We start from the raw sequence: 13,945 nt of genomic DNA on the forward strand, positions 1-13,945 counted from the left end.
CCCACGATGGCTGTCGAACTCCCGGAGCCCCTCCAGTGGGTGCTCCTGCTGCTCGCGGGCTGCCGCTGGCCGGAAGCCGACGAGGACCAGCTCCGCGACATGGCCGAGCACTGCCGCAGGACCGCCGAGGGGCTCAAGGACGCCGCACGGGGCGCGGACACCGCGATCAAACGCTCCCTGGACGGCCAACAGGGCAACGCCGCCCAGTCGTTGGGCACCTACTGGGTCAACTTCTCGGTCGGCAAGGGCACCGAGAACGACCCCGGTCGGCTGGGCGGCACGGTCAACGCGCTGAACGGCATGGGCGACATGCTGGAGCAGATGGCCAACTCGGCGGAGACCGCGAAGATCCAGATCGTCGTCCAACTCGGCATCCTGGCCTTCGAGATCGCCACCGCCGAGGCGGAGTCCGTGGTCACCGCCGGAGCCTCGATGCTCCAGGTGCCGGTGATGGTCCAGACCCAGCGGCAGATCGTCATGGGCATCCTGAAGAAGCTCGCCGTCGAGATGGTCAAGATGGCGGCCAAGCAGGCCGCCCAGATGGCCGCCATCAACCTGCTCGCCCAGGGCATCGAACTCGCCGAGGGCCACCGCAAGAGCATCGACATGAAGGAGGTCGGCCAGAACGCCCTCGGCGGCGCGATCGGCGGCGCCACCGGGCACCTGCTAGGCGCGGGCATCGGCGGCATCGGCAAGAAGCTCGGCATGGAGGCCGCACTGGGCTCCACCGTCGGCAAGATGGGCACCGGCGCGGCGGTCGGCGTCGGCGCCGACGCCCTCACCCAGCTGATCACCACCGGCGAGGTCGACGGCTCCTCCCTGCTCGGCTCCGGCCTGTCCGGCGGCGCGGGCGCCGGCCTGCACGCGGCCGGAGCCGCCGCCAGGGCCCACGGCAACGCCCCCAAGCCGGGCGAGGGCCCGCACCTCGACATCCCCGGCCCCGCCGCCCCCGGCACCGGCGGACGCCAGGACGGCCCGCCGCCGTCCTTCGTCAAGCCCGACTCCGCCGGTGGCGGCGAGAACAGCTACCACGGCCCGGAGGGCAACGGGAGCACCGGTTCGACCGAGACGGGTTCCGGCAGCGGCAGTAACGTCGGTCCCGGCAGCGGCACGGGCACCGGCAGCGGAAAGCCCGGCGACCTCGCCCCGTTCGGCTCCGGCCGCACCGACACACCCCCGCCGTCGTACGCCGAGGCGACCGGCAGCCACACCGCCCCGCCGCCGTCCCGCCACGAGGCGACGGCCGGCACCGGCAGCACGGGCAGCACGGGCAGCCACGACACGCCCGGCGGCTCGGGTAGCCACGACGTTTCCCCGCCGCCGTCGTACGCCGAGGTGGCGGGTGGTGCGGGTCGTCACGACGCGTCGCCGCCGTCGCACGCCGACACGGCGGGCGGCTCGGGCAGCCACGACGCGCCCAGTGGTTCCGGCCGTGCCGGTGACGTGCTCCCGCCGTCCCACGGCGGGGCGACGGGTGGGCACGACGGCCCGTCCGGCCACGAGTCGGGCGGTTCGCACGGAGCGGCACCGTCCTCGTCCCCGTCCCAGCCGAGCGTCCGTCCGGATGTCCAGCCCGTCCACGGGACGGACGCCGCGCAGGGCGGCTCGCCGGAGCACGCGTCCCCGTCAGGCGGTCGGCAGGAGGGCGTCCCTTCACGGGAGTCGGACGCGCCCCGGCCCGTCTCCGCGCCCGCCGCCGCCCCCGCTGCCACCTCGGGTGGCGGTGCGGGCGCGGTGCCCAACCTCGCGGGGGCCGCGCACATCGACGCCGGGTCCCGGTTGGCGGGTGCCGGAGCGACGGCGGTCCGACCGGCGCAGCCGGACGCGGCGACGGGGGCGGGGTACCCGGGTGCCGACGCGGCGCCTCCGACGGGGGCCGGTGCGCAGTCCGGTCCGGCGCAGGTGCCGATGACGGGCGGCCTCGGAACCGTCCCGACGGATGCCGGTCACACCGGCGGCGGTGGCGGCCACCAGCCGTCGCGCCCGACCGCACCGGGCCCCGTCCGTCCGGAGCCGTCCGCCCGCCCGTCCGGCCCGTCCGGTGCCACGGAACGCCCGGTCGGCGGTTCGATCCGCCCGGACGCGGGACGCCCCGACCGCCCGTCCGCCGACCACTCGCACGCCGACCACACCGACCACGCCGACTACACCGACCACGCCGGCCCCACCCCGAAGCCGGAGGCCGTCCGTCCGGCGGACGCGGACCGGCTGCGACGGGAGTTGCCCGGCATGTCGCCGCGCGAGCGAGCCCAGGAGATCGCCAACCTCAGCCCGGAGAACCGGCGTTGGCTGGCGCGTGACCCGCGGACCGTGGACGCGCTGCGCGACGGGCTGCCGCCGCACGAGTTCGCCCGGACGGCGTCCGAGCTGATCGTGCACGTCGATCCGCGGGCCGAGCGGGCCGCGTCCGCGCGGCTGGAGGCGCAGCAGCAGGTCGCCCGGATGCTCCGGGACCCGGACACCGCCGCGCGGTTGCTGAAGAACGGCGCGGACGTGGTGATCGTGCCGAAGGACGTCCGGATGACCGACGTGCCGAGCCTGCACGAGCTGCGCACGGTGCGGAACGACTCCGAGGCGGCGGCCGGCCGGGCGTACGACGACATGCGCGGTTCGGGCGGGCGGCACGCGGCCGTCACCGAGGAGAACCTGCTCGGCGAGGACACCTCGATCGGGCACGGCGGCCACTACGAGGACGGGTACTCCACCACCACCCACGAGTTCAGCCACACCCTGCACCGGCACGGCCTCGACGAGGCCGGGCAGCGGCTGATCACCGAGACCTTCCGCAGGAAGGATGCGGACCCGGACGCGGTCTGGCCGGACGGCCCGCGCCACGGCGCGAACGGGGAGAAGAACTACTCCGCCCGGGACGAGCAGGAGTACTTCGCCCAGCTCACCAACGCCTACCTGGGCACCAACCACGGCACTGACCCGTACACCGGCGCGCCGCGCAACAACGGCGCGGACTGGGTGCGGCGCAACGAGCCGGAGATGCTGCCGCTGCTGGAGAAGCTGTACGGCCCGGCCCCGGACCGGCAGGGCGGGGCCAACCCGGTGCACGCCACCGCCGCCGAGAACGACATGTACGCGGGCCTGCGCGAGTTCACGGCCCACGTCGAGGGCAACGACGCCAGCACCGCCGAACCGCACCCGCAGCCGCACCCCGAGCCGCACCCGCACCCGCACCCGGACCCCGAGCCGCACCCGCGTCCGCACCCGGACCCCGAGCCGCACCCGCGTCCGGAAGCACCGGCGCGGTCGCACCCGCAGCCGGACGGGGCCCCGCGCCCCCGGGCCGCCGACGGCGAGCTGCCCGCGCCGCCGCCCGAGCAGCCGAGGCCGAGACCGACGGTCAAGCCGCTGCACGAGGCGCCCACCGCCGCCGAGTTGGCGTTCCTGCACGCCCACCCGAGCGGTGTGGCGCTGGTGATCCCGCCGACCAGGAGCGCGTTCGACCTCGGCGTGAACCGGCTGGCCGACAAGTTCCGCAGGACCCCGGACGACCCGCGGCTGGAGCTCGTCAACTCGCACCTCCCGGTGGCGTCCCCGGGCGGGAACGGCTCGGTGACGCCGGGGGCGAACGGCAAGCCGGACGTCCGGTACAGCCGCAAGGACCACGCGCTGAAGGTGCAGCAGGACCCGCTGACCTTCACGACCGTGTACAAGGAGTTCAACCCCTCGACGGTCCCCGTCCTCCGGGAGCACGTGCCGAACTCCATGGTGATGCCGGGCAACCAGGTCCTCGCGGCTGGCAGCCGGCTCGACTACCGGACCGAGAGCCACCACGCGCAGCAGGACGTCCGCCGCAACATCTTGGAACGGCAGGCGTACCAGGACGCGCGGACCTCGTGGCGGCCGGTGCCCGAGGCCCGGGTCGCCGACCGGCTCTCGGGGTCGCCCTCCGCGCTGGACGGCGTGCAGCGGCTGCTCCAGGACCACGGCGGCATCGTGCTGGGCGAGAAGCACGGCGACACGGCCAGCTGGGGCTTCCTCCACGACAACATGGCGGCGCTGAAGGCGGCGGGCGTCGAGACCCTCTACCTGGAGGCGCTGCGCGACGAGTCCGCGCAGCACCTGCTGGACGCCTACCTGCACGGCCCGGCCGACGCCCCGATGCCCCACAACCTCGACCGGATGGTCGCCGCCTACGACGACAGGTGGAACAGCGGCGACGGCTCCGCCGGGGCGAACCAGAACGGCGGCAAGCTCCGCCGGACGCTGGAGGCCGCGAAGGCGCACGGCGTCGACGTCCGGGCGGTGGACGGGTACCCGGCGTCGGCGGACACCCAGAGCTCCGACGCGGCGAAGGAGAACCGCGCCCGGATGCTCAACTCGTACATGCGGCACACCATCGACACCCACCAGCGCCCGAACAAGTACCTGCTGGTCACCGGCCTCGCCCACGCCTACGACCACCCGGTCGGCAGCGGCGCCCCGATCCACGGCGTGGCCGACATGCTGGGCGTCCCCCGGGTGAAGCTGACCGACCCGTCCGGGGAACTGGCCGCCTACCGGACACCGCCCGGCGAACTCCGGCTGAGCCCGCTCGACCCGACGCCAACAACGACTCCGACACCGACTCCGACACCGGCGACCGGGCACCAGCCCGCCGCCGACCAGCACGCCACCACCCAGCCCGCGGACCTGGCCGCCGCACCGCCCCCGCCGCCCCCCGCGGCGTCGCACCCGTCCCCGCCGTCCCCGCCGCCGCCCCCGCCGACCGGCACCGCGCGGTCGGCCAAGCGCGCGCTGCCCGACGACTCGGCGCCGCCCTACGATCCCACCCCGCCCACCGAATCCGCGCCCCGCACCGAGCCCACCTCGCCCACCGAGCCCACCCCGCCTGTCGAACCCCCGGCGAAGCGCCGCCGCACTCCCGCGTACGAGAACGACCCGGCGGTGCTGGCAGGGCGCGGCTTCCGGGCGGTCGGGCCCGAGCACCCGCTCGCGCACGAGCTGGTGGACTACCTGGGCGGCGAGCCGAAGCTGCACCCGCCGATGAGCAACACGCTGCTGCAGAAGGTGAATCCGCACGAGGCGCCGGTCCACCAGAGCCCGGACGCGCCCCGGCCGGGCCGGGACCTGAACGCCTGCCTGGAGAACGTCGAGGCGTACCGGGACACCCACTTCGGGCGGCCCCGGGTCTCCGGGCAGACCCTGCACGGCGAGGTCGAGCACGCGGGTGGCGACGCGCTGTGGAAGCGGCACGACGCCCCGGCCCGTTTCGGTGAAGGGCCGGGCGCCGTCAAGGAGTTGACGGCTCGGGTGGAGGCCGGCGGCCCGGGCAGCTTCGCCACCGTGATCGGTGCCGGCCCGCACGGCGACGGCCACGCCGTCGCGCTGGTCCACGACCGCGACGGCACCCTGCGCTGGGCCGACCTGACCGACCGCCGGGTCAGCACCGCCGACGGGCGGCTCCCCGGGGGCTTCGGCGAGGACTGGACGCTCTGGGCCTCCGTCGCCGGCCCGCACGAGCAGAACCTCTCCGGCCCGCACGACCCGGCCTTCATGGACCGCTTCGGCACCCTGACCGCCCACGGTACCGACCCGTCCGACGGCATCGGCGTCAGCCACACCGCGCCCGCGGGGGCCGCCACCGCGGGGACGTTCTCGCCGCTGCCCAAGCTGCCGAAGCCGCCCTTGACGCTGAAGTTCCGGGGCCAGTACGACCAGGAGGTGCGGAGCCGGAAGAACGCCGACCAGGACCTGGACCGCGCCGCCGACGACCTGCGGGACCTGATGACGCGGGACCACGTCGACCACCACCGCGGCCGGCGCGTCGGCGACGTGATCGAGCTCGGCCCCGCGGGCGACCCCGACGTCACCTTCGACGTGCGCACCCGGGAGTTCTCCTCCAAGCTCGACCCGACCACGCTCAGCGACCGCTATCCGGGGGTCGCCGGTCCGGCCCGCAGACTGCTGGAGAACGGTCTGCGGCGCAGCGGCGGGACCGTCACGAACGGGCACCTCCTCGGCGACTCCGAGTTCCTGGCCGCGTACGGGGCGCAGGACCCGGCCACCCGGGGGTACTGGCACGAGCAGGACACCCGCCTGGAGGAACTGGACGCCCTGGCCGCGGACCTGGCGGCCCGCCGGCACTCCGGTCGGCCCGCCCCGGACGCCGTGGGCCAGTTGCTGACCCCCCAGGCGGACGCCGTCCGGCACGCGCAGGACCTGCTCGGGCAGCACCAGGGCTTCGTGCTCGGCGAGAAGCACGGCGACCCCGCGACCTGGACCTTCCTCCGCGACAACATGGCGGCCCTGCACGCCAACGAGGTCAGGACGGTGTACCTGGAGCAGTTCCGGGACGACGCCTTCCAGCGCGAGCTGGACGACTACCTGGCGGGGGACGGCACCAGGAGCGCGCTGTTCGAGCAGATCGTCCGGCGCCAGAGCGGCCGCAACGCCGACGCCGTCCTGGACGTCCTCGAGCAGGCCAGGGTCAACGCCGTCGACGTCCGGCTGATCGACGGCTACCCGGCCCGCAAGCCGAAGGACCCCGTCCCGCCGGGGCTCCCGGTGGACCCCAACCTGTACCAGCGGGCCCGCCGGATGAACGCCTACGCGCACGAGGTGATCAACACCCACCGGGAGGAGCGGGGAACCGCGGGCCGGTACCTGGTCGTGGTCGGCGCGCACCACGTCGGCACCCATCCGGCACCGCCCGGCAGGCCGCCGGCCCCCGGCATCGCGGACACCCTGGGCATCCCCGGAGTCCGCTTCCGTCCCGGCCCGGACGGGCTGGCGGCCCCGGACCCGTTCCTGTCCATGGAGCCGGTCCAGTAGCCCGGTGCCGCCCGTCCCGGCCCGTTCTGCCCGTCCGGCCCGTTCTGCCCGTCCGGCCCGTTCTGCCCGGCTTGCCCGTCCCCGTCCCCGGGCCGTCCTCGGACGGGACGGGGACGTCATTGACAGGCCGTCAGCGCGGTCGGTCTAATGCTGCTTCGCCGAATGACCAGCTCACCGGGGGAGCCGTCGTGGGACGTTCCAGGATCGACGCAATGTTCGAGCGCGACCGGGCCGCCGGCGGGGCGGGCATCGTGCTCGAGGAGGTGTCCGGAGGGCGCGCGGTGGCGCGGATGAAGGTCACCGAGGAGATGGCCAACGCGCACGGCATCGGGCACGGCGGGTACGTGTTCCTGCTCGCCGACGCCGCCTTCTCCTACGCCTGCAACAGCTACGGGCCGGTCGCGCTCGCCCAGGGCGCGCAGATCAGCTTCCTGGCCCCGGCGCAGCTCGGCGACGAGCTGGTGGCGGAGGCCGTGGAGCGGACCCTGGCGGGCCGGCAGGGCGTCTACGACGTCACGGTGCGGACCGCCGCGGGCGCGGTGGTCGCCGAGTTCCGGGGCCAGAGCGTGCTGGTCGCCGGGGTGCCGCACAGCAGCTGAGCCGCCGGGGCCCGCGGGCGCGGGCGGCCCCCGTGGACGGCCCCGGCGGGGCGCAGGGGCCCTCACCGGGCGGCCCGCCCCGCTGTGCGGCCGGTGTAACCGCGGGCCGTGCGCCGCGGAGACAGCCGCGAAACGCGCCCTTCCTACAGTCGCCGCAGGCAGGTGCAGGTCGAACGGAAGGGCTCCCGTGGCCGGACAGGTGGCGCAGGACGCAGCGAAGCCGCAGCGACCGGGGACCGGACAGGTCAGGTCGGTCTGCTCCTACTGCGGGGTGGGCTGCGGCCTGCTCCTGGACGTCGGCACCGGCCCGGACGGCCGCCGCACCGTGCGGAAGGTCTCCGGCGACCCGGACCACCCGGCGAACCGGGGCCGGCTGTGCACCAAGGGCGCGACCACCGCGGACCTGCTGGCCGCGCCCGGACGCCTGACCACCGCCCTGGTGCGCACCGTCCGCGGCGAGGACCCGGTGCCGACGCCGGTTGCCGACGCGATCGCCGCCACCGGGCGGCGGTTGCGGGCAATCGTGGACGAGCACGGGCCGGACGCGTTCGCGCTGTACGTGTCGGGCCAGCTGAGCCTGGAGGCCCAGTACCTGGCCAACAAGCTCGCCAAGGGGTACGTCCGGACCAACCAGATCGAGTCCAACTCCCGCCTGTGCATGGCCAGCGCGGGCACCGGCTACAAGCTGTCGCTGGGCGCGGACGGCCCGCCCGGCTCGTACCGGGACCTCGACCTGGCGGACGTGTTCCTGGTGATCGGCTCCAACACGGCCGACTGCCACCCGATCCTGTTCCTGCGGATGATGGACCGGGTCAAGGCGGGCGCCAAGCTGATCGTGGTCGACCCCCGGCGCACCGCCACCGCCGCCAAGGCCGACCTGTTCCTGCAACTGCGCCCCGGCACCGACCTGGCCCTGCTGAACGGCCTGCTGCACCTGCTGCACGCGGACGGGCACACCGACCCGGAGTTCATCGCCCGGCACACCGAGGGCTGGGAGGCGATGCCGGAACTCCTCGCCGACTACCCGCCGCACCGGGTCGCCGAACTCACCGGCCTGGCCGAGTCCGACATCCGCCGGGCCGCCGAACTCATAGGCGAGGCAGGGGAGTTCACCAGCCTGTGGACGATGGGGCTGAACCAGTCCACGCACGGCACCTGGAACACCAACGCGCTGGTCAACCTGCACCTGGCCACCGGCACCATCTGCCGCCCCGGCAGCGGCCCGTTCTCGCTGACCGGCCAGCCCAACGCCATGGGCGGCCGCGAGATGGGCTACATGGGCCCCGGGCTGCCCGGCCAGCGCTCCGTCCTCGCCGCCGCCGACCGGGAGTTCACCGAGCGGCTGTGGGACCTGCCGCCGGGCACGCTGCGCGCCGACGGCGTCGGCAGGGGCACCGTCGAGATGTTCCGGAGGATGGCCGACGGCGAGATCAAGGCGTGCTGGATCATCTGCACCAACCCGGTCGCCTCGGTCGGCAACCGGCGCACCGTCATCGAGGGCCTGGAACGGGCCGAACTCGTCGTCACCCAGGACGTGTTCACCGACACCGAGACCAACGCCTACGCCGACGTGGTGCTCCCGGCCGCGCTGTGGACCGAGACCGAGGGCGTGCTGATCAACAGCGAGCGCAACCTCACCCTGGCCCGCCCCGCCGCCGACCCGCCCGGCGAGGCGCTCCCGGACTGGCGGATCATCGCCGAGGTCGCCCGCGCCATGGGCTACTCCGAGGGCTTCGACTTCACCGACGCCGAGCAGGTCTTCGAGGAGCTCAAACGGGCCCACAACCCCGTCACCGGCTGGGACCTGCGCGGCGCCTCCTACCCCCGGCTGCGCGACACCCCCGTCCAGTGGCCCGCCGCCGACCCCGAGGGGCCCGACCGCAACCCGATCCGCTACCTGCGGCCCGACGGCACCCCGCGTTTCCCCACCCCCTCCGGCCGGGCCGCCTTCCACCCCCGCCCGCACCTCGACCCGGCCGAACTCCCGGACGACGACTACCCGTTCGTCCTGAACACCGGCCGCCTCCCGCACCAGTGGCACACCCTCACCAAGACCGCCAAGGTCGCCAAGCTCGCCAAGCTGAACCCGTCGCCGTTCGTCGAGATCCACCCCGAGGACGCCGCCGCGCTCGGCATCGGCGAGGGCGACGGCGTCGAGGTCTCCTCCCGGCGCGGCCGGGCCGTGCTGCCCGCCAAGGTCACCGACCGGGTGCAGCGGGGGAGCTGCTTCGCCCCGTTCCACTGGAACGACCTGTTCGGCGAGTACCTGTCGGTCAACGCCGTCACCTCCGACGCCGTCGACCCGCTCTCCTTCCAGCCCGAACTCAAGTACTGCGCGGTGGCGTTGACCAGGGTCCCGACGCCCGCCGTCACCGCGCCCGCGCCCGCGCCCGCGACCGCGCCCGTACCCGTGCCCGTGCCCGCGCCCGTGCCCGCCGTCCCGCTCGCCGTTCCGGTGGCCGCCCCCGGGTCCGCCGCCGCGGTGTTCGGGCTGGATGCCGCGCCCCCGCCGGTCCTCGCCGAGGGCGAACGCCGCTACCTGGCCGGCTTCCTGGCCGCCATCCCGACCGGACGGCCCGGCGTGCCGGTGCTCCCCGCCGACGCGCCGTTCGACCCCGGGCACGCCCAGTGGGTCAACGGCGCCCTGGCCGGCCTGTACTCGCGGGCCGCCGAACCCGCCCCGGCCGCGCCCGCCGCGCCGACCCGGCAGCTCATCGTGCTGTGGGCCTCGCAGACCGGCACCGCCGAGGAGTTCGCCACCACCGCCGTCGCCCGCCTCACCGCCGACGGCCACCCCGCCGCGCTGCACGCGATGGCCGACACCGACCCGGCCGCCCTGCCGGGCGACGCCGACCTGCTGCTGATCACCTCCACCTACGGCGACGGCGACGCCCCCGACAACGGCGCCGGCTTCTGGGACGCCCTCACCGCCGACCGCCCCGCCCGCCTCGACGGCCGCCGCTACGCCGTCCTCGCCTTCGGCGACTCCAACTACCAGGACTTCTGCGGCCACGGCCGCCGCCTCGACACCCGCCTCGCCGAACTCGGCGCCCACCGCCTCGCCCCGCGCGCCGACTGCGAACCCGACTACGAGCGCACCGCCGACGGCTGGCTCGACAGCGTCCTGACCGCCCTCGGCCAGGCCACCGCACCCGCCGTCCCCGCGGACCCTGCTCCCACCGCCCCCACCGCCCCCACCGCCCCCACCGTCACCACCGCGGCCCCCGCAGCCCCGCGCCGCAGCACCGTCCCCGTTCGGCTGGCCGGCAACCGCCTGCTCTCCGGGGCCGGTTCGGGCAAGGAGGTCCGCCGCTTCACCTTCGACACCGGCGAACTCGGCCTCCCGCTCGACTACGCGGCCGGCGACGCGCTCGCCGTCCACCCGGTCAACTCGCCCGCTCTGGTGGACGAATGGCTCTCCGTCACCGGCCTGTCCGGCGACAGCGCCGTCACCCTCCCCGGCCCCGGCGAGCTGCCGCTGCGCGAAGCGCTCGCCCGGCACCTCGACATCACCAGGGTCAGCCCCGCGCTGCTCCGCTTCACCGCCGAACGCACCCGCGACGAACGCGAGTTGCGCGCCCTGCTGCGCGCCGACAACACCGACGCGCTGGCCCGCTGGACGTGGGGCCGCCAGGCCGTGGACGTGGCCGCCGAGTTCGCCGTCCGGGCCTCGGCCCAGGAGTGGGCCGAGGTGTTCGGCAGGCTCCAGCCCCGCCAGTACTCGATCTGCTCCAGCCCGCTCACCGACCCCCACCAGGTCTCGCTCACCGTCTCGGTGGTCCGCTGGGACAGCCTCAAGGGCCGGCCGCGCGGCGGCGTCTGCTCCACCCACCTGGCCGACGCCGAACCCGGCGCCACCGTCCCCGTCCACCTCCAGCGCTCCCCGCACTTCCGCCCGCCCGCCGACCCCGCCACCCCCATGGTCATGGTCGGCCCCGGCACCGGCGTCGCCCCCTTCCTCGGCTTCCTGGACGACCGCCGCGCCCGCGGCCACCGGGCCCCCAACTGGCTGTTCTTCGGCGAGCAGCACGAGGCCACCGACTTCTACTACCGCGAGGAACTCGCCGCCCACCTCGCCGACGGCACCCTCACCCGCCTCGACACCGCCTTCTCCCGCGACCAGCGCGCCAAGGTCTACGTCCAGGACCGGATGCGCGAACACGGCCACCACCTCTGGTCCTGGCTCCAGGACGGCGCCCACTTCTACGTCTGCGGCGACGCCTCCCGGATGGCCAAGGACGTCGACCGCGCCCTGCGCGACCTCGCCACCACCCACGGCGGCCTCACCCCGGCCGACGCCGCCGCCTACGTCAAGTCCCTCGCCGCCGAGAAGCGCTACGTCCGCGACGTGTACTGAGCGAGGCCCGCGCCAGCTATTTGAACGCGTTCAGGAGTGCGGTAGCGTACGGGTCGGGCGCCGCCGAACCGTGGTGTTCGTCCCGGTATGCCCGCGTGCCGTCGGCGCGGCGGGCGCAGCACAGGCACGAGAGCGGGGGCGCAGCCATGCCCGGAAGCGGATTCGGTGAGTGGGTGGCGGAGTTCGAGGCGGAGCGGGCGCGCCGGGAGTGGATCGCCGATCCGGAGTGGGGGCACGGGGTGCGGCTGCCCGCGGTGGTGGCGCGCAGCCTGCAGAAGTTCCAAGTGGGGGAGAACGGGGACGGGGCCAACCTGCGGGCCAAGGCCGACCTGGCGGGGGACGCGGAGTACTCGGCGGCGGTGCGGCTGTTCGTCGCCGAGGAGCGCAACCACGCGCGGCTGCTGGCCGAGCTGCTGGGCGCGGCCGGCGTCCCGCTGCTGGACGGGCACTGGAGCGACGGGATCTTCGTCCGGGTGCGCCGACTGCTGGGCCTGCGCACCGAGTTGATGGTGCTGATGGTCGCCGAGCTGGTCGCCGTCGAGTACTACCGCAGCCTGCGGGACGGCCTCGCCGACCCGCTGGCCCGCGAGGTCACCGACCGGATCCTGCGCGACGAGCGCCGCCACATCCCGTTCCACGTCCGCCGGCTGCACCAGTCCGCCACCGAACTACCGCCCGCCGCCCGGCCGTTCATGAACCTCGTCTGGCTCCTGCTGGCGCTGGCCGGCGCCCTCTTCGTCGCCGTCGACCACGGCCCCGCCCTGCACGCCGTCCGGGCCTCCCGGACCCGCTTCCTGCTCGCGGTCACCCGGCACGCCTGGTCGGTCGGCGCCCGGATGACCGCCCGCCCCGGGCGGGTCGCGGCGGACCCGCTCACCGAGTAGGGCGGCCACCCGTCGGCGCTGCCGCCGGTGCGCCGCGCCCGGGCCGGGGCGGTCAGTGCGCGGGACGCTCGTCGATGACCTGGCGGAGCTTGCCGGTGCGGGGGTTGGTGACCAGCTCGCCGCGCGGCACCCATTCGACCCGGAGCGGGTGGATCGCGCCGATCGCGGTCTCGGAGACGTACGCGGGCCGGGCGTCCAGGACGGCCTGCCGCAGTGTCTCGGTGAAGGCGGCGGAGGGCGGGGCGTCGGTGGTGTGGCCGAGCCGGATGACCAGGCCGTCGCGGCCCTCCCAGCGGCGTTGGACGAACTGGAGGCCGGTGATGCGGTGGTCGGGATCGTGGGCGAGCAGCACGTCGCGGACGTCCTCGGTGGGCATGGTGACGATGCCGATCCGGGCGCCCTCGGTGGAGCGGCCGAGCAGCCGGAAGGTGCCGCGCTCGGTGTCCGTCCACTCGGCGCGGTCGCCCGCCGGGTAGCGCAGGATCGGCACCAGGGTGCGGAACAGGTTGGTGACCACCACCCGCCCGGGGACGCCGGGTTCGGTGATCGGCTCGCCGGTGGCGTCGTCGACGAGTTCGACCACCGTCCGGTTCGGGAAGGCCCGGTGGACCCGCAGGTCGTCCCCGGCCGGCACCGGCCCGGCCACCAGCCCGGCGTCCACCGAGGCGTAGCCGATCGAGGAGAGCGCGGCGTTCGGGAAGGCCGAACGCAGCAGCGGGCGAAGGTCGTTGAAGAGGATGTCGCCGCCGAACAGGATCAGTTCGACCTGCGGGGCGGGCCGGTCCTGCTTGAGCAGCGTCTCGGCGACGGCGGACAGCTTCATCGGCTCGCCCGCCAGCACGTCGACGCCGAAGGAGTGGATCAGGTCGGCGACGTACTCGTCCGGCGCGGTGGCCACCGGCAGCCGGACGTTGTCGATCGGCGCGTGGTGCAGGGCCCCCTCGATGAACAGGAAGCCGCTGTAGAACTCGCCCGCCCGGAACAGGTTGGCGACCTTCTGCCCGGGCTTGAGCCCGGCGTCGACCAGCCCGGCGCCGAACGCGCTGACCGAGTCGACGTGCTCGGAGCGCGTCCACGGCGAGAACTTGGGCGCGCCGGTGGTGCCGCCGGACTTGTAGACGGCGGCGTCGGTGAGCGGGCCGGTCAGCAGCCGGTTGTCGGGCCAGCGGTTGGCCGACCAGAACGCGACGTGGTCGATCAGGGGCAGCTGGGCGAGCGAGGTGACGACGGCGGGCACGTCGCGGTACAGCTCGGCGTAGAACGGCGAGTGCCGCCGGGCGTGGTCGACGAGCGCGTGAAGTGGCAGTGCGGGCATGGCG

At 75.0% G+C, this 13,945-nt stretch carries 5 protein-coding genes; 4 read left to right on the forward strand and 1 reads right to left on the reverse strand.

The annotated features are described in order from the left end of the window. The first annotated feature begins 6 nt into the window (after positions 1-6). The 4 genes from ACIQVD_RS08265 (at position 7) to ACIQVD_RS08280 (ending at position 12,626) form a co-directional block, all read left to right on the forward strand. The gene (locus ACIQVD_RS08265) at positions 7-6,786 is read left to right on the forward strand and encodes a toxin glutamine deamidase domain-containing protein (RefSeq protein ID WP_402286944.1); all 6,780 of its coding nucleotides are present in this window, start codon (positions 7-9) and stop codon (positions 6,784-6,786) included. A gap of 212 nt (positions 6,787-6,998) precedes the next feature. Beyond that, a complete protein-coding gene (paaI, locus tag ACIQVD_RS08270) occupies positions 6,999-7,385 on the forward strand; it encodes a hydroxyphenylacetyl-CoA thioesterase PaaI (protein WP_400678690.1) in 387 nt (128 codons plus the stop codon). Positions 7,386-7,572: 187 nt separating this feature from the next. Continuing rightward, the gene (locus ACIQVD_RS08275) at positions 7,573-11,742 is read left to right on the forward strand and encodes a molybdopterin-dependent oxidoreductase (RefSeq protein ID WP_402286947.1); all 4,170 of its coding nucleotides are present in this window, start codon (positions 7,573-7,575) and stop codon (positions 11,740-11,742) included. A 146-nt stretch (positions 11,743-11,888) separates the two neighbouring features. Then, positions 11,889-12,626 (forward strand): ferritin-like domain-containing protein, encoded by a 738-nt coding sequence (locus tag ACIQVD_RS08280; protein WP_402286949.1) that lies wholly within the window; start codon positions 11,889-11,891, stop codon positions 12,624-12,626. Between the two features lie 52 nt (positions 12,627-12,678). On the opposite strand, the gene ACIQVD_RS08285 is transcribed toward ACIQVD_RS08280, so the two are convergent. Then, a complete protein-coding gene (locus tag ACIQVD_RS08285; protein ID WP_400678693.1) occupies positions 12,679-13,941 on the reverse strand; it encodes a phenylacetate--CoA ligase family protein in 1,263 nt (420 codons plus the stop codon). Positions 13,942-13,945 lie beyond the last annotated feature (4 nt).

Origin of the sequence: Kitasatospora sp. NPDC090308, assembly GCF_044769485.1 — a bacterium.
GTDB lineage: Bacteria > Actinomycetota > Actinomycetes > Streptomycetales > Streptomycetaceae > Kitasatospora > Kitasatospora fiedleri.